This window comes from Rhizobium sp. P43, assembly GCF_056730705.1.
Window position 1 is genome coordinate 2538091 of sequence record NZ_CM161539.1, and the last position, 17327, is coordinate 2555417.

17 protein-coding genes are annotated in these 17327 nt (G+C 61.3%); 12 read left to right on the forward strand and 5 right to left on the reverse strand.

Translation table 11 applies throughout. The annotated features are described in order from the left end of the window. The first annotated feature begins 113 nt into the window (after positions 1-113). The 4 genes from AC1PUL_RS12765 to AC1PUL_RS12780 all read left to right on the forward strand — a co-directional run bounded on the left by AC1PUL_RS12765 (position 114) and on the right by AC1PUL_RS12780 (position 3303). A complete protein-coding gene (locus AC1PUL_RS12765) occupies positions 114-644 on the forward strand; it encodes an invasion associated locus B family protein (protein ID WP_480464546.1) in 531 nt (176 codons plus the stop codon). 109 nt (positions 645-753) lie between these two features. Continuing rightward, on the forward strand, positions 754-2169 hold the full coding sequence (gene tldD / locus AC1PUL_RS12770) for a metalloprotease TldD (protein WP_480464547.1): 1416 nt from the start codon (positions 754-756) through the stop codon (positions 2167-2169). Next, the gene (locus AC1PUL_RS12775; protein WP_480464548.1) at positions 2166-2594 is read left to right on the forward strand and encodes a bleomycin resistance protein; all 429 of its coding nucleotides are present in this window, start codon (positions 2166-2168) and stop codon (positions 2592-2594) included. Before tldD ends, AC1PUL_RS12775 begins: the two co-directional genes overlap by 4 nt. A gap of 34 nt (positions 2595-2628) precedes the next feature. Then, complete coding sequence (locus tag AC1PUL_RS12780; RefSeq protein ID WP_480464549.1) at positions 2629-3303, forward strand: HAD family hydrolase; 675 nt, start codon at positions 2629-2631, stop codon at positions 3301-3303. On the opposite strand, the gene AC1PUL_RS12785 is transcribed toward AC1PUL_RS12780, so the two are convergent. From AC1PUL_RS12785 to AC1PUL_RS12795, 3 genes are all read right to left on the reverse strand, one after another. After that, a complete protein-coding gene (locus AC1PUL_RS12785) occupies positions 3304-3717 on the reverse strand; it encodes a type II toxin-antitoxin system HicB family antitoxin (RefSeq protein ID WP_480464550.1) in 414 nt (137 codons plus the stop codon). A gap of 25 nt (positions 3718-3742) precedes the next feature. Next, positions 3743-3997, reverse strand: coding sequence for a type II toxin-antitoxin system HicA family toxin (locus AC1PUL_RS12790; RefSeq protein WP_480464551.1), 255 nt, complete (start codon positions 3995-3997; stop codon positions 3743-3745). 336 nt (positions 3998-4333) lie between these two features. Further along, positions 4334-5647, reverse strand: coding sequence for a serine hydrolase (locus tag AC1PUL_RS12795; protein ID WP_480464552.1), 1314 nt, complete (start codon positions 5645-5647; stop codon positions 4334-4336). Positions 5648-5955: 308 nt separating this feature from the next. Here AC1PUL_RS12795 and AC1PUL_RS12800 point away from each other — a divergent pair, with 308 nt between their 5' ends. Continuing rightward, positions 5956-7002, forward strand: a complete 1047-nt coding sequence (locus tag AC1PUL_RS12800) for a polysaccharide deacetylase family protein (RefSeq protein WP_480468578.1) — start codon at positions 5956-5958, stop codon at positions 7000-7002. Between the two features lie 13 nt (positions 7003-7015). On the opposite strand, the gene pdxH is transcribed toward AC1PUL_RS12800, so the two are convergent. Beyond that, complete coding sequence (gene pdxH / locus AC1PUL_RS12805) at positions 7016-7630, reverse strand: pyridoxamine 5'-phosphate oxidase (protein ID WP_298464221.1); 615 nt, start codon at positions 7628-7630, stop codon at positions 7016-7018. A 65-nt stretch (positions 7631-7695) separates the two neighbouring features. Here pdxH and AC1PUL_RS12810 point away from each other — a divergent pair, with 65 nt between their 5' ends. The 4 genes from AC1PUL_RS12810 (at position 7696) to AC1PUL_RS12825 (ending at position 11279) form a co-directional block, all read left to right on the forward strand. Beyond that, a complete protein-coding gene (locus AC1PUL_RS12810) occupies positions 7696-8151 on the forward strand; it encodes an RT0821/Lpp0805 family surface protein (RefSeq protein ID WP_480464553.1) in 456 nt (151 codons plus the stop codon). A 224-nt stretch (positions 8152-8375) separates the two neighbouring features. Further along, positions 8376-9632 carry a J domain-containing protein gene (locus tag AC1PUL_RS12815; protein WP_480464554.1) on the forward strand — a complete coding sequence of 419 codons (1257 nt, stop codon included), beginning with the start codon at positions 8376-8378 and terminating at the stop codon, positions 9630-9632. Between the two features lie 220 nt (positions 9633-9852). After that, positions 9853-10671, forward strand: a complete 819-nt coding sequence (fabI, locus tag AC1PUL_RS12820; protein WP_480464555.1) for an enoyl-ACP reductase FabI — start codon at positions 9853-9855, stop codon at positions 10669-10671. Between the two features lie 17 nt (positions 10672-10688). Further along, complete coding sequence (locus AC1PUL_RS12825; protein WP_480464556.1) at positions 10689-11279, forward strand: histidine phosphatase family protein; 591 nt, start codon at positions 10689-10691, stop codon at positions 11277-11279. Between the two features lie 39 nt (positions 11280-11318). Here the strand turns inward: AC1PUL_RS12825 and AC1PUL_RS12830 are convergent, their stop codons facing one another. Continuing rightward, the gene (locus AC1PUL_RS12830) at positions 11319-11579 is read right to left on the reverse strand and encodes a DUF1344 domain-containing protein (protein ID WP_480464557.1); all 261 of its coding nucleotides are present in this window, start codon (positions 11577-11579) and stop codon (positions 11319-11321) included. Positions 11580-11871: 292 nt separating this feature from the next. Here AC1PUL_RS12830 and AC1PUL_RS12835 point away from each other — a divergent pair, with 292 nt between their 5' ends. The 3 genes from AC1PUL_RS12835 (at position 11872) to ribB (ending at position 17307) form a co-directional block, all read left to right on the forward strand. Next, positions 11872-14925: a bifunctional diguanylate cyclase/phosphodiesterase gene (locus AC1PUL_RS12835; protein ID WP_480464558.1), complete on the forward strand. Its 3054-nt coding sequence runs from the start codon at positions 11872-11874 to the stop codon at positions 14923-14925. Positions 14926-15100: 175 nt separating this feature from the next. After that, on the forward strand, positions 15101-16195 hold the full coding sequence (aroC, locus tag AC1PUL_RS12840) for a chorismate synthase (protein ID WP_480464559.1): 1095 nt from the start codon (positions 15101-15103) through the stop codon (positions 16193-16195). Positions 16196-16206: 11 nt separating this feature from the next. Next, the gene (gene ribB / locus AC1PUL_RS12845; protein ID WP_480464560.1) at positions 16207-17307 is read left to right on the forward strand and encodes a 3,4-dihydroxy-2-butanone-4-phosphate synthase; all 1101 of its coding nucleotides are present in this window, start codon (positions 16207-16209) and stop codon (positions 17305-17307) included. Positions 17308-17327 lie beyond the last annotated feature (20 nt).

Below are 17327 nucleotides of genomic sequence, written 5' to 3' on the forward strand. Positions count from 1 at the left end.
CCAGGCCGCAGTCCCAATTATGCCGCAGTCGGCCTTAAAACAGGCGGCGGGGCTTCCATTTGCGGGCCCTCGCGACAAGAATGTCGTCAATGATTCGTTTTCCAGAGGTTTTCATGGGTCTGTCTAGACTTGCCTGGTCGAGCCTGACCGCGAGCGCCGTGTTGATGGTCGCGCTCGCCACCCCGGCACTGAGCCAGCAACCCCAACAACAGCCGGGCTCGATCCGTTCCAACCACGGTGCGTGGTCGGTCATCTGCGACAAGCCGGCCGGTGCATCGGAAGAGCAATGCGCTCTGATGCAGAACGTGATTGCCGAAGACAGGCCGGAAGTTGGTCTTTCCGTGGTGGTGCTGAAGACAGCCGATCGGAAGGCGCGCATCCTGCGCATCCTCGCGCCGCTTGGCGTCCTCCTCAAGGACGGCATGGAACTGTTTGTCGATGGCAACAACATCGGCCGTGCCTATTTCACCCGCTGCTTCTCGGAAGGCTGCTATGTGGAAGTCGAGATCGACGAAGAGCTTATGAAGATCCTGCGCGTCGGCAAGGCTGCCGTCTTTGCGCTTCGCGAATCGGCAGACCAGGACCGCGTGGGCATTCCGATCGAGCTGGCCGGCTTTGCCGAAGGCTATGACACGCTGCCATAAGCGCGGTCGCCTGATCGTGATGAGTTTATAGGATGGGGCAGGTCCGGCGGGCTTGCCCCTCTTTTGTTGTGCGCCTACATGCTTGATGCCAGCGCCCAAGGAGACATGTATGACCCAGGACCTTCTCTCCCTCTTCGACTGCGACGACGCCACGCTGACGCGGCGCGTTGCCGATGCTCTCAAGGGCGCCGATGACGGGGAGCTGTTCGTCGAGCATGCCCAGGCGGAATCGCTGACCTTCGACAACGGGCGCCTGAAGGGCGGCTCGTTCAACACCGATCAGGGTTTTGGACTTCGCGCCGTGGCCGACGAGGCGGTGGGCTATGCCCATTCCGGGGAGCTGTCGCTTGCTGCCCTCTCCCGCGCGGCGGATGCCGTGGGCGCCGTGACCCATGGCTATTCCGGCTCCTATGCGACGGCGCCGCAGCGGACCAATGCCAAGCTCTATGGCGACGGCAACCCGATCGGCTCGCCGACCTTCGAGGAGAAGGTGAAGCTCCTGTCGGAGATCGACGCCTATCTGCGCGACAAGGACCCCAAGGTGCGGCAGGTGACGGCGACCGTCGGCGCGAGTTGGCAAGTGGTGGAGATCCTGCGCGCCGATGGCCACCGGGTGCGCGACATCCGCCCGATGACGCGCATCAACATCTCCGTTGTCACCGGACAGGGCGACCGACAGGAAAGCGGCTCCTTCGGCACCGGCGGACGCATGAGCTTCGACGACTTCCTGACGCAGGAAAGCTGGCAGCGCGGCGCCGACGAGGCGCTGCGCCAGGCGCTGGTCAATCTCGAAGCGCAGGAATCGCCGGCCGGCACCATGGACATCGTGCTCGGCAATGGCTGGCCGGGCGTGATGCTGCATGAGGCTGTCGGCCACGGGCTGGAAGGTGACTTCAACCGCAAGAAGACCTCCGCCTTTGCCGGGCTGATGGGCGAGATGGTGGCAGCGCCCGGCGTGACCGTCGTCGATGACGGCACGATTGGTGACCGGCGCGGCTCGATCACCGTCGACGACGAGGGAACGCCCTCGGCCTATAATGTCCTGATCGAGAACGGCCGACTTGTCGGCTATATGCAGGACCGGCAGAACGCGCGGCTCATGGGCATGAAGGCGACCGGCAATGGACGCCGCCAGGGTTATGCCCACCAGCCTATGCCGCGCATGACGAACACCTACATGCTCTCGGGCGACAAGACGCCGGAGGAGATCATCGCTTCGGTCAAGAAGGGCATCTATGCCGTCTCCTTCGGCGGCGGCCAGGTGGACATCACCTCCGGCAAGTTCGTCTTCGGCTGCACCGAGGCCTATCTCATCGAAAACGGCAAGATCGGCGCGCCGGTCAAGGGCGCCATGCTGATCGGCAACGGTCCCGATGCGATGAAGCGGATCACGATGATCGGTAATGATTCGAAGCTCGACACCGGGATCGGCAATTGCGGCAAGGCCGGCCAGTGGGTGCCCGTCGGCGTCGGCCAGCCGCATCTCAGGATGGACCAGATCACGGTGGGCGGGACGAAGGCTTGAGGACAAACGCCCTCGTTCCCGAACTCGCCGTCAGCGACTGGCAGACGAGCCGGGCGTTTTATTGCGATCTTGTCGGATTCGAGGTTGCCTATGAGCGGCCCGAGGAAGGGTTCAGCTTCCTGGCGCTAGGCGACGCGCAATTGATGATCGACCAGATCGGCATCGGGCGGACCTTCGAGATAGAGGATGCTCCTCTCGAACGACCTTTCGGTCGTGGCTTGAACCTGCAGATCCTGGTGCCTGCTGTCTCGATCATTGTCGAGCGCCTTGCGGCGGTGGGTGTGACGCTTTATCTGCCGCTCGAGGAGAAGTGGTACCGGCGGGACGACCATGAGCTCGGCAATCGGCAATTCGTTGTCGCCGATCCGGATGGTTATCTCCTGAGACTGTTCGAAGATCTCGGGGAGCGGCGGAGAACGCTTTGACACATCGCTCCTTCAGCAACCGAGACACAGCCCTATGATCCACCTCCCCCGCCCGCCCAAGGCCGTTGTCTTCGACATGGACGGGCTGCTGCTCGACACAGAGATCCACTACCGGGCCTCGGTCATTTCGGCTGCCCGGCAACGGGGCCTGCCGATCGATGAGCGCGTCTATGAAGGCATGATGGGCCAGCCCTGGACCGGGATCTCGGCGCTTTTCAAGCGAACCTGGGGTGACGGTTTCGACGCTGACGGTTTCCGCGTTCTCTGGCTCGAGCATTTCCACGCGCTGCTGGAAAAGGATCTGAGGCTCAAGGTCGGTGTGGTCGAACTGCTCGACCTCCTCGACACGCTCGGCCTGCCCAGGGCGATTGCCACGTCGTCAGCGCATCACCAGGTCGAGCATCACCTGGCGGGCTTCGACCTCATCCGCCGTTTCGACGCGGTGGTCGCGCAGGGGGATTATCGCAAGGGCAAGCCGGCACCCGACCCCTATCTCGTGGCGGCCGAGCGTCTGGGTGTTGCGCCTCACGACTGCCTGGCGCTCGAAGACAGCCATAACGGCATCCGCTCCGCCCATGCCGCCGGCATGATGGCGGTGATGGTCCCGGATCTGCTCGCGCCAACCGAGGAGATCGAGGCGCTTTGCGCCTATGTGGCGCAGGACCTCCTGGAATGCATGCGGTTCTTCGAGGTGGTTGAGGCGGGCTGATCAATCAGCGTTCAACAGGTCTCGGATGCGCAATCGCGCGGCTTCCGCCAGAAAGCCGGACCGCGACTGGTTGGCATATTCGGCGGCGCGATCGATTGCCTCCACCAGCGTTTCGTCCATCGATATGTTGATGCGCACCGACTTTCGCGGCAATTCGTAGCGCGCCAGAAATAGCACACCGTCAGCCAGGCTCTCCCTTGTCTCAGGATCCGCCAGAAGCACCTTCACGCTTCGCCTCGCAGGCAAGGCTTCGCCGTCTTCCAGCATGCCGGCGACGTGGAAGGTCAGGACTTCATCGGCCTTGCGAATGGCGTCCTCTTCGCTGTCGGCGCCTGTAATGCACCCGGGAAAATCCGGGAACGAGACGCCAAAGACGCCGTTCTCTTCATGAAGAATTGCATGGGCGAAAGGCATTGTCACTCTCCATGGCCACCTCAGGTTACCAAACCCAGCCGGCCTGCCTGTAGATGGATCGTAGCGTTCCGGTCGGGACTTCGCGAACACCCATGTCCAACGTCACTTTTCCGGACTTATCGGGGTGGGCATATTGCACATGGTCGCCTGGCCCTTTGCGCTTGATGGTCCAGCCATCCGCACGGAGCCTCTTGTCCACCTCACGGGGTGTCAGCGGTCTGTGTTTCGAACTCATTCCGACCCTTGTGTATTTATACACAACGCATGGCAAAATCAACATATGCCACAGCTGGCGTAGACTAGGTCATCAGAAATGCTGGTCTATCCCCGATCGCTAGGGGCTTTCGAGACAGAAGGGATTTCAGCTCGGGCTCGGGCGCGGACATCGGTAGCGATGCAGCTGCTGACTGAGGCAGGCAAAGCCGGCTCATCTGCGAGTACAGATTACAGCTTCTGCTCGCTTATGCTACTGGCGCAGCGGGGTCGCTGAACCGATTGGCCGCCTGCAGCACCTCTCCCGCTGCTTCGGCCAGATTCAGCCAAAACCGGTCGCCATCGCGGAGAATGCCATTCATTTCGGCGAATGGAGTTTGTCGAGCTGCTGGGAGGGCCAGTCTCACCCCCGCGCGGGCATCAGCACGCAGTCGTAGCGCTTGCGCACCAGCTTGTCGCAGGCCATGCGGGCGTCTTCCTTGGTGTCGAAGCCGGTGAAGCGGGCGCGATAGAAGGTGACGCCGTTGCGGGTCACCATTTCGGTATAGGTATCGAGGTCATTGAGCGGACCGCCGACCTTCTGGCGCGCCTCGGAGAGGAGCTCCATGGCGGCCTGGGCGGAGGTGGCGGCGGCAATCTGGACCTGCCACTTGTTCTTGCCGGCCGGTGTGGCGGTGCTTGCGGTCTGCTGCTGGTCAACGGCAGCAAGGCGGCTCTGCGGCGTCGCGTCCAGCTCTGCCGAGGTGGTGTGGGCCGGTGCATAGGCGGCGACCGTATCCGGAGCCAGGGTGCCGGTGGCGCCCGCCATGCTCTGGACGGCGGCCAGCGCCGACTGGCGCGAGGCGGGAACCGGGATCGCATCGCCCAGACGGGCAAGGTCCATCTGGACGCCGGTCGAGCGCGAAACGAGCAACTGGCTGCCGGTCGAGGCCTTCTTGATGTTGGCGTCGATCAGACGCTCCATGATCCTGTCGCGGCTGGCGGCAGTCCGGCCGCCCATGACCACGCCGACGACGCGGCGGCCGTTATGCTCGACGGCACTGACGAGATTGAAGCCGGAGGCGTTGGTGTAGCCGGTCTTGATGCCATCCATGCCCTTGTAGCGATACATCAGGTTGTTGTGGCCGCTGATCGTCTTGCCGCGAAACTTGAAGCTCCGGGTGGCGAAGAGTTCATACTCTTCCGGAAAGTCACGCATTAGCGCCACGCCAAGCGTCGACATGTCGCGAGCCGTGGTGAACTGCCGGGGATGCGGCAGGCCCGACGCGTTGAAGAAGGTGGTGTTCATCATGCCGAGCTGACGCGCCTTGCGCGTCATCATCGCAGCGAAGTTCTCTTCGGTGCCGCCGAGCTTCTCGCCGATCGCTGCCGAGGCATCATTGGCGGAGCGGATGATCATGGCGAGCACGGCTTCGCGCACGGTGATCGAATCGCCGACCTTGACGAAGAGCTTGGTCGGCGGACGGGAGGCGGCGTGTTTCGAAAAGGGAACCGGGCTGTCCCAGCTGATCTTGCCGGCGCGAATGGCGTCGAACACCATGTAGACCGACATCATCTTGGTCAGCGAGGCCGGATGATTGAGTTCGTCGGGGTTTTCGGAGGCCAGCACTTCGCCAGTGCGGGCATCGAGAAGGAGCTGGGCACTGCCGGCCTGGGCAGTTGTCGAGAGGGAGAGGATCGCCACACAAAACGATAGCGCGATCAACAACTTGCTCATGAAAACTCCAATGCCGCCCGGATTTCAATGAAGACTGTAAGTGGCTCGATTCGACCGATCTGCCGTCTTGCGATGGACGCCATATGGCAAGAATGGGGCGACAATCAGCCGAACGGAATCAAATGCAACCATCATTCCACAGAAGGTCGCCTGATCATGGTGAATGGATGGTTAATCCGCATGGCGAAAGGTCGTATTCGTGGCGTCACAGTCGATCACGAAAATGCGCATCCGGTCGTTGAACCTCGCTTAAGGGTTAGGGGATTAGCCTGCCTGGCATTGGGGATTATGATTTTCAGGCGGGGCTTATAGTGGGACTGATCAAGCAAGGACTGAAACGCGCGGCGATCACGGTCGGGTTGGAGCTATCCTTCCTGACGTCTCGCCTGGGCATCATGAGCCGCTTGCGGGGACGTGGCGTCATTTTCACCCTGCACCACGTCCGCCCTGCCGATCGGCGTCCTTTCCAGCCGAACAGGCATCTTGAAATCACGCCCGAGTTTCTCGATGCATCCATCGTGGCTCTGCGGGCACGCGGCTATCGCTTTCTCCGGCTGGACGATGTGCCGGCGGCGCTTGCCGAGCCGGACGGCGCCCCGCCCTTCGCCGTCTTCACCCTGGATGACGGGTTTCGCAACAATCGCGACCACGCGCTTCCCGTCTTCGCGCGGCATGGCGTGCCATTCACCATCTTCGTCTGCAAGGGCTTGTCGGAACGCAGCCACACGATGTGGTGGGATACGGCTGCGGCGCTCATCGAAAGGCGCGACCGCCTGACAGTCAGCCTGCCGGCCGACCGCCTGGATCTGGACTGCAGCACCACGGCGCGGAAATCTGCCGCCTTCTCGGCGCTCGCGGAACTGTTGATGAAGGGGGACGAAACCAGAGGTGTCGCCCAACTGGATGCTGCGGCCAATGCAGTCGGTATCAATCCGCACGCGCTGGTCTCGGAACTGGTGATGGATCATGACGAGCTGGCAGATCTCGCGCGCCATCCGCTCGTCTCCTACGGCGCCCATACCGTCAGCCATCGCGGCCTCTCGGCTTTGACCGACGAGGAGCTGTTACGCGAGTTTAATGAGAGTGCCGACTATGTTGCCGGCATCACGGGCTCACGCCCGCTGACATTTGCCTATCCCTATGGTGACGCACGCAGTGCCACCAGGCGCACGGCCGGATATGCCGATTGGGCGGGCTTCAAGCTTTCCGTCACCACACGGCCGGGAACCCTTCATCCCGGCCTGATGGAGAACCCGCAGCTTCTGCCCCGGATCTCCCTCAACGGGCTTTACCAGAAGCGCCGCTATGTCGAGGCGCTGGCGTCGGGGCTGCCATCACGGCTCTCGGGCGGCTGACCTTTCTCCCCTATCAGGGATACATCCTGACCTTCGACCAACTGTCGCCATCGCGGCGAAACTCGATGCGATCGTGCAGGCGGAACTTGCGGTCGTGCCAGAATTCGATCGAGCGCGGAATGATGCGGAAACCGGACCAGTGCGGCGGACGGGGGACATTTCCGAGCGCGAATTTCGCCGTGTATTCGGCGACCGCCTTCTCCAAAGCGAAGCGGCCCTCGAGCGGGCGCGACTGTTTGGATGCCCAGGCGCCGATGCGGCTGCCAAGCGGCCGGGACTGGTAGTATTCGTCGGCTTCCTCGTCCGAGACGACCTCGACATCACCCCGCAGGCGGATCTGGCGGCGCAGTGATTTCCAGTGAAAGCACATGGCTGCCTTTTTCTGGCCGAGAATTTCCTGTCCCTTCTGGCTCTCGAAATTCGTGTAGAACACAAAGCCTCTGACATCGAAGCCCTTGAGAAGCACCATACGAACATTCGGCAGACCCTCGGCATCCACCGTGGCCAGCGCTACGGCATTGGGATCATTGATCTCCGAGGCTTCGGCATCCTTGAGCCAGGCGGCGAAGAGCGCGAAGGGTTCGTTCTCTTCCGTGAAGTCACCAGTTGTTAACCCGATATCTGACATATTGTGTAAAATGCTCCCGATATGCATATTGGCCGTCGATGACGAAGCATTGGATCGCAGGCCCCTTGGCAGACATAGCAAAATCGGTCGGGCGGACAAAGGGTTGGTGCATGCGTAGAAGCTCTATCTTGCTCGTCATCGCTGCGACACTTCCGCTCAGCGGTTGCTTCGGCAGCAGCATGGACCTGTTCGGTTCCGACACCGTCGACAACTCCATCTCCACCTCAACCGTTGCCAAGAACGGCAATACGACCAGCCGCTCCGACGAACTGACGGTGCAAAGTGCGGTCTCGTCGGCCGACCTTTCGAAGACCGAAGGCAAGCCGCTTCCCTGGGCGAATGCGACGACGGGGAGCGCCGGCGTGGTGACGGCCATCCAGGAAGAAAAGGGTGACGGCGTCATCTGCCGCAACTTCTCGACCACGCGGCATTCCTATGAGGGTATCGCCTATTTCTCCGGCAAGACCTGCACGAGCGGTTCGGGCAACTGGCAACTGATGAGCTTCGACCGCCAATCGTAAACGGCGGAGCGATTTCGGTTGCATTCGAAAGATTTGCTTAAGCAAACCCGAAGAAATGCCCCCCAGTGCCCTGACGTTGCGTAACCTTAGATTAGTACCTCGCATGCGACGCTTCGCCGGATTATACGCGCGGCCCCGCATGAATGTCAGCGGGACGGCATTTCAGAAGCGCGGAGAAGACGCCATGAACGGGTCTTCCCGCATGAGGTTTGTTGGTGTCCTCGATGCGTGATTTCTATTCGATCCTTGGCGTGAAGCGTGATGCCGGTGCAGACGAAATCAAGGCCGCATGGCGCACGAAGGCGAAATCCGTGCATCCGGACCAGAACCGCGACGATCCGCAGGCGCATAATCGCTTTGCCGAGATCGGCCGCGCCTACGAAGTGCTCAAGGATCCGGCCAAGCGCAGCCGGTATGATCAACAGCGCATGAAGGTGGAAGCCTTGGAACGCGAACAGACGATCATGCAGCAGCGCCAGGCGGCGCGCGAGGCAGCTGAAAGAGCCAAGCAGGCCAAGGCCAATGCCGAACGCGTGCTTGAGGAGCTTGCGCGCGCCGAAGCCGAAAAAGCCAAGGCCGACGCTGCCCAGGCCGCCAAGCTGAAGGCCGCCAAGGAGCAGGAAGCGAAGGCAAAGGCCGAGGCCAAGGCGAAAACCGATGCCGAGGCTCCGGTCGAAGCCTCAGGGGCGACGAGCACGGCCGGCGCCGACAAATCTCAGACGCAAGGCACGGCCGGTGCCCAGGGCCCCACGGTCGGTGGCACCACCTCCGGTCCGGAAGAGGCGGCATCGCGGATCTTCGGCGACAGCCCGGAAGCCGCCGCTGCAGCCGAGACGCTCAGACGCGAGCAGGAGGCCGCCGAGCTTGCGGAAGGCATGCCGCTCAAGCCAGCGGCATCTCCGCTGCTGGCGCCAATCGAGCTGTTCAGCTCGCTGGTCCGCCGACTGCGCGGCACACCTCCGCCGCCGCCGGAAAAGGCGCCAGATATCTTCACCGAAGCCGTCGTGGCAATTGCTGATCTGCTCGAACAGAAGTCCGTGCCGATCACGCTCAATGACGGCCGCGAAGTGCGCGTGCCGCTGGATGGTGTGACAGAGGGGCATGTGGTGCGCCTCAAGGGCCAGGGTCTCAAGTTCCAGGGTCTCCAGCGCGGCGACGTGGCCGTGACGATCCGGGTTCTGAAGGCGGAAAGGTTCCGTGTCGAGGAATTCGACATCAAGACCGTGCTGCCGATCACGCTGGAAAACGCAGTTCTCGGCTGCGAGAGCCAGGTCGAGGGGCCGGACGGCACGATGGTTCCCGTGACCATTCCAGCCTGGTCGAATTCCGATCAGGTGATCCGTATCGACGATCTTGGTCTGCCCAATCCCGAGGGCGGGCGCGGCGCGCTGGTTATTGAACTGCGCGTCATGCTCTGGGAAAAGCCGGACGAAAAGGTCACAGATCTGATGCGCCTTATGCGTGAAGGTCTCTATATCTAAGGTCTGCGGAGGGGTATCACCCCCTGCCTCTTGACCCATGGCGGTTATCAGGCCGTGCGTTCGGCCGGCCGCCAGTCCCGATTTTCAGGTGTTTATGACGGTTTCCGGACAGCGGACGCGATTGTCCGGGCGCTGTTCTTGCGATGACCCGCTTCAATCTTGAACGCCGGTTCGGCCTATGCCATAGGCAACTCCACCGAAAGTCTCAAAGGATCTCGATATGGTTCAAGGTTCCGGCCTTATGGCAGGCAAGCGCGGCGTCATCATGGGTGTCGCCAACAATCGCTCCATTGCCTGGGGTATTGCAAAGGCCTGTCGTGATCAGGGTGCCGAAATCGCATTGACCTGGCAGGGGGACGCGCTGAAGAAGCGTGTCGAGCCGCTTGCCCAGGAACTGGACGCCTTCCTTGCCGGCGATTGCGACGTGACCAATCTCGAGAGCATCGACGCTGTCTTCAGCAATATCGAGGCGCATTGGGGCAAGATCGACTTCGTCGTGCATGCCATTGCCTTTTCCGACAAGGACGAGCTGACCGGACGCTACATCGAGACGAGCCGTGACAACTTCGCTCGCACCATGGATATCTCGGTCTATTCGTTCACTGCCGTTGCGGCCCGCGCCGAAAAGATCATGAACGATGGTGGCTCGCTTTTGACGCTCACCTATTACGGCGCCGAGAAGGTCATGCCGCATTACAACGTCATGGGTGTTGCCAAGGCGGCGCTTGAGGCGTCCGTGCGTTATCTCGCCGTCGACATGGGCGGGCGCGGCATCCGCGTCAACGCGATCTCGGCCGGCCCGATCAAGACGCTGGCGGCCTCGGGCATCGGCGACTTCCGCTATATCCTCAAGTGGAACGAGTATCATTCGCCGCTGAAGCGCAATGTGACCACCGATGAAGTGGGCAAGTCGGGCATGTATCTCCTGTCGGACCTTTCCACCGGCGTGTCCGGCGAAGTCCATCATGTCGACTGTGGCTACCACACGGTCGGCATGAAGTCGGTCGATGCGCCCGATATCGTCCTTGGCAAAGACTGATTCCGGAGTTCTCAGCCGTGCTCATCTACATGATCCGCCACGGCCAGACCGACTGGAATGCCGAAGGGCGGATGCAGGGGCAAAAGGACATCGGCCTCAACGACATCGGCCGCCAACAGGCCAGTGAAAACGGGCGAAAGCTCGCTCAGATCCTCGGTGACCGCGCCGGGGATTTTGATTTTGTCAGCTCCCCGCTCGGGCGGACCCGCGACACCATGGAGCGCGTGCGGGCTGCCATGGGTCTTGAGCCTGGGCGCTACAGCACGGACGAACGGCTGAAAGAGCTTTCCTTCGGCGACTGGGAAGGCTCTACCCTGCCGGAACTGGCGAAGGTCTCGCCAGAACGGGTCGAGGAGCGGGCGCGGCAGAAATGGGGTTTCATCCCGCCAGGAGACGATGCGGAAAGCTATGAAATCCTCTCCTGGCGGATCGGTGCCTGGCTCAATTCCGTCGAGCGGCAGACGGTCTGCGTCAGCCATGGCGGCGTGATCCGCAGCTGCTTCCGCCTGATAGGGGACGTCAGTGAGGACGAGGCCTGCGAGATGAACATTCCGCAGGATCGTATCCTCAAGATCGATCGCGATCGGAAGCTGATCGGCTGGTTATGAGCATCCGACGGCCGCCGTATGGCGGCCGGTTGTCCTCGGTTATTGAAGCACTTCCAGGTCATCGACGACGCGTTTGCCGTCAACTTCTGTATAGAACACGATGACCTTTTGACCGGGTTCCAGCCCCTCGAAATTGAACTCGGAGGGAACGGCATAGGTTTTGCCGTCTTCAAGCACCAGGCTCATGCCCTCGATGTTGACGTCGCGAATGGTCGATTCAACATCGGCACTGCCGGCGAACACACTCACGGGAGACAGGAAGCCTGCCGTGGCGAGAAGCAGGGAAACCACGAGACGCATGCGCACCACCTTCGGCCAAATCGATACTGAAAACTTTTGCAAAATTGCCTCCTGAATGTGGCGGAATTCGCCCTCGATCTTGTCATTTCAAGGAGATTGTGGACTCGAATGATGACCGGGATCAAGCGCTTATGCGACTTCACACCCTGATATCCAGCCAGAATGCCACTCTGAGAAAATTGCTGTTTGTCTGAAAAAGACCGCGACAGAGAAAAAACCTGTCTCCGCCGAAATCCTAAGTTAACCGCAGAAGCATAGACTTAGCGTAATCGGGACCAGGGGATTCTTAAACTTGCGCAAGTTGATGATGGACGGGCATGCCGACAGAAAACTGAGCAACGGCATGTTTTGGCTGATCGGCGCTGCCGTTCTGAGCCTCCTGATCGTATCCGTCGGGCTGATGATCGATCGGCAGACCGCGCAAAAGGAGCGCGGACGCCTCGAGCATGCCATCCTCGACCGCCTGCTGCATGTCCAATCCGAAATCTCCACGCATCTCGATAATGAAGTGGAACTTGCAATCAGCCTTGCGGATGATCTCGCCGATGATGGACTGTTGTCTCCGGCAGAGTTCAACCGTACGATCAACCGGCTGCTGATCGATAATCCGTATATCCGCAGCATCCATCTCGCGCCCCTCGACGACCCCAGCCGCATGGCTTTCACGCCGAAGGTCGAACTGCAGGGGCGGTTGTTTGTCGTCAATATTCCGGTGTCGCCACCATCGTGGCAGGCAAGTCAGGCATGGGTCTCGCTTGTCATGGAAGTCGACGGGGATCGCTTCTTCGATCACCACCGTATGCTTGTACACGCCGATCTCCTGGATCACGAAGACCACGACCATACGAAGATCGCGGTTGTCATGTCATCGCCGTCGGGCAACGAGGAGGTTTTTGGAGAGAGGGCGATCTTTGATGATCAGCCCGTATCGCTCACGGCTGAGAACGGTGCTCTGCCATTCCGACTTTATGGCGTCCCGGCCGACGGATGGGAGACGGCGATGAACCGCCTGCTGCCAAGCCGTCTGCTCGTGCTGGCCGGTGTCACAGCCATGACGGTCTCTGTGCTGCTTGCGCTTTTCCTGTTGCGCGAGCGCAACCTGAACATCAGCCGGCTGAGAGCACGGGAACAACGGCTGCTTGAACTGTCGCAACGCTTTCAGCTCGCTCTGGAAACCTCCAATATCGGCATTTGGGAGATCGACTCGACGACCCATGCGTTGATCTGGGACCAGCGCAGCGCCGGTCTGCATGGCCTGCCGGCAAGCCTGTCCGACGACGAAGATCGGCTTGCCGACTGGTTCGCCTGCCTGCATGCCGAGGACATCGGCAAGGCCGAACAGCTGTTCTTCGACTGCGTGGTTGCGGGCATGGCCGATCAATGGGACATCAGCTACCGTGTTCCGCTTTCGGACAACAGTTTCCACTATCTCCGTTCGGTTGGCGCCCGTACCCTGGACGGCAGCATCACCGGCATCGTCTGTGATGTCACACGCGACACGCTGCTGACCCAGTCGCTGAGCAAGGCGAAGGAAAACAGCGATATCAAGAACGCCGAGCTTGAGCTGGCGCTCGAGGAGCTTTCGAGCCGCGAACACCAGCTGGCGGAAGCGTCGCAGCGACTGGATCTGGCACTTGGCTCCTACAATTGCGGCACCTGGGAAGGTGACCCTGTCACGAAAAGCGCCATCTGGGATGAGCGCATGCACCAGCTTTACGGTCTTCCGTTCAGCGAGAAGCCCGTTCCCGAACACACTTGGCTGTCACGCCTTCATCCCGATGATCGCGGCGAGATCCAGCTTGCAACAAAGCGGGCCGTGACGCTCGACCAGATCATCAACACAACGCAACGTGTCGTCCTGCAGAATGGCGAGCTGCGCTATATCCGCTCCGTCGGACAGCCGCATATTGGCCGGGATGGCAAGAAGAAGCTGATCGGGATTGCCTTCGATGTCACAGCTGATGCGCTGCTGGCAGAACAGTTGCGCAGCGCCAAGGCGGAAGCCGACATGCGCAACATCGAACTGGAACTCGCGAAAAATCGTATCGAATTCAATGCGCTGCACGATCCGCTGACCTCGCTCGCGAACCGTCGCAAGCTTGATCTCGAGCTCGACGCGCTGGCGCGCAGCAAAGACCGCCAATCGTCGAAATTCGCCATCCTGCATCTCGACCTCGACCGGTTCAAGGAAATCAACGATACGCTTGGCCATGCCGCCGGCGACGCCATGCTGGTGCATGCTTCGCGCATCCTGATGAAGCATGTACCGCGTGGCGATCTCGTCGCGCGTATCGGGGGCGACGAATTCGTGGTGCTTGCGCGCCGCCAGACATCCATTGACGAGCTCTCCGCACTTGCCAACAAGATCATCGAGGAAATGCGCCAGCCACTGGATTTCGAGGGCTTCGACTGTCGCTGCGGCGTATCGATTGGCATCGCCCAGGCCCAGGGCATCGCGCCTGATCCGCGCAAGGTACTAATCAACGCCGACATCGCGCTCTATCAGGCCAAGGAAAAGGGTCGCAACTGCTGCGAATTCTTCACGCCGGACCTGCAAGCCAATATCGTTGCCAAGAAGCGCATGGCGGACGACATGCTGGCCGGTCTCGACCGGGATGAATTCATCGTCTGGTACCAGCCGCAATTCGAAGCCGACAGCATGCAGCTCTGCGGTGCCGAGGCGCTGATCCGCTGGCGGCACCCCGATCGCGGCATTCTTGCCTCGGGCAACTTCCTCAAGGTCGCGGAAGACCTGAACGTCATGGCCCGCATCGACGAACTGGTATTGCAGACGGCACTCAAGGATCAGATGCGCTGGACGGCGCTTGGCATGCAGGTGCCGCGCATTTCGGTCAATGTCTCCTCGAAGCGCCTGCATGACGACAACCTGATCGACCAGTTGAAGGGCCTTGCGATTACCCCCGGTTCGATCTGTTTCGAACTGGTGGAATCGATCTTCCTCGACGAAAGCGACACGCTCGCCTCCGACAATATCGAGAGGATCAAGGCGCTCGGCATCGACATCGAAATCGATGATTTCGGCACCGGTCATACGTCGATCGTTTCCCTGCTGAAGCTCAAGCCGAAGCGGCTGAAGATCGACCGGCAACTGGTGATGCCGGTGACGATCCAGCCGCAGGAGCGCAGCCTCGTGCGCAATATCGTCGAGATCGCCCGCTCGCTGGGCATCGAGACGGTTGCGGAGGGCGTCGAGACCCAGGAACATGCCGGCATTCTGCGCCAGCTCGGCTGCGACTATCTGCAGGGCTACGCTTTCGCCAAGCCGCTCTCCTTCGAGGAATTCACCCGCTTCGTCGACCGGCTGCCGCAACGAAAGGCGTCCTGATCTGTCAGTCCGGTGGATCAGCGCGTCTGCGGTGACACTGTGTCGTCGCAAATCAGTCGCTTCCGGCGCAAAAGCGCTTCACAGAAATTGTCAATTTGCTCTATGAGTGACGCCATCCAAGGCAGGGGCCACCGGAAGACGTTCCGGCGGCCGAGAATGGAACGGTAGCTCACGCATGTCGCATAACACCTTCGGTCACCTCTTCCGCGTCACCACCTGGGGCGAAAGCCACGGGCCGGCGCTCGGCGCGGTCGTTGACGGCTGCCCTCCGGGCGTCCGTTTCAAACAGGAGGATCTGCAGGTCTTCATGGACAAGCGTAAACCCGGCCAGTCGCGCTTTGTCACCCAGCGGCGCGAGGACGACATCGTCAAGGTGCTCTCGGGCGTCATGCCGCAGGAAGACGGGACGATGATCACGACGGGGACACCCGTCTCGCTGTTCATCGAAAACACCGACCAGCGATCCAAGGATTACGGCGAAATCGCCAAGCGCTATCGCCCCGGCCATGCCGACTATACCTATGATCTGAAATACGGGATCCGCGACTATCGCGGCGGCGGTCGTTCGTCCGCCCGCGAAACCGCGGCCCGTGTGGCAGCCGGTGCTCTGGCCCGTCTTGCCATGCCCGGTGTGACCATCCGGGGTGCGCTGGTGCAGATCGGCACGCATAAGATCAACCGCGACAACTGGGACTGGGCCGAGGTCGATCAGAACCCGTTCTTCTGCCCGGATGCGGCGATGGTGCCGGTGTTCGAAGACTACCTGGACGGCATCCGCAAGGCGGGTTCCTCGGTCGGTGCCGTGATCGAGGTGATCGCCGAAGGTGTGCCGGCCGGGATCGGCGCACCTGTCTATGGCAAGCTGGACCAGGATATTGCTGCAGGTCTCATGTCCATCAACGCCGTCAAGGGCGTCGAGGTCGGCAATGGCTTCCAGGCGGCCGAGATCACCGGCGAGGAGAATGCCGACGAGATGCGGATCGGGGCTGACGGCAAGCCGGTCTTCCTGTCGAACCATGCCGGCGGCGTGCTGGGCGGGATTTCGACGGGAGAGCCGATCGTGGCGCGCTTTGCCATCAAGCCGACCTCCTCGATCCTCACCGAAAAGCGCTCGATCGATGCCGATGGCAACGAAGTCGATGTGCGCACCAAGGGCCGCCACGACCCCTGTGTCGGGATCCGCGCCGTGCCTGTCGGCGAAGCGATGCTCGCCTGCATCCTTCTCGACCATATCCTGAGAGACCGCGGCCAGAACGGCCGGACCAGATAAGGACTTGCCCCATGAGCTATGACCAAAAGCGCGTCGTTGAGGCGATCCGTGCCTTTGAAGCCGGTGAAATCGTCGTTGTCATGGATGACGACGGGCGCGAGAACGAAGGCGATCTGATCGTTGCCGCCGTGCATTGTACGCCCGAAAAGATGGCCTTCATCGTGCGTCATACCTCGGGCATCGTCTGTGCGCCGATGCCGAAGGAAGAGGCGAAACGCCTGAACCTTTCCGCCATGGTCGCCGACAATGACAGCGCGCATACGACGGCATTCACCGTCTCCGTCGACTTCAAGCACGGCACGACGACCGGCATTTCCGCCGACGACCGGACGTTGACGGTGCGCAACCTCGCCAATCCGAATGTCGGCGCCTCCGATTTCGTCCGTCCCGGCCATATCTTCCCGCTGGTCGCCCGCGAAGGCGGCGTTCTCATGCGCTCGGGTCATACGGAAGCGGCTGTCGATCTCTGCAACATGGCAGGCCTGCCGCCGATCGGCGTGATTTCCGAACTGGTGAATGACGACGGCACCGTTATGCGTGGCCCGCAGGTCTCGGCCTTTGGCGTGCAGCACGGCCTGAAGCAGGTGACCGTCGCGGACCTGATCGCCTATCGCCAACGCAAGGAAACGCTGATCCAGCTGGTTTCCAAGTTCGACCTGCAGACCCCCTACGGCTCGGCCAAGGCTTATGCCTATTCGCTGCCCTGGGATCCGATGCAGCATCTCGCCGTCGTCTTCGGCGATATTCGCGACGGGGAAGACATTCCGGTGCGGCTGCATCTGGAGCATGTCGGCCAGGACGTATTCGGCACGGACCGTCAGATCGACACGATCATGAAGAAGATCGCAGACAAGGGGCGCGGTGTCGTCGTCTATCTGCGCGAGGGCTCGGTCGGCGTCGGCGTCTCGACCACGGCGCGAAGCGGGAAGCATGACCGCGAAGCCCATTCGGAAGCCCAGGCACGCGAAAGCGAGTGGCTGGAAATCGGCCTCGGTGCGCAGATCCTCAAGGATCTGGGCGTCACCTCGATCCGGCTCTTCTCCTCGCGCGAGCGCCACTATGTCGGTCTCGAGGGTTTCGGCATCCGGATCTCGGCGACCGAGATCGTTTGATTGGACGAGGGGCAGATCTG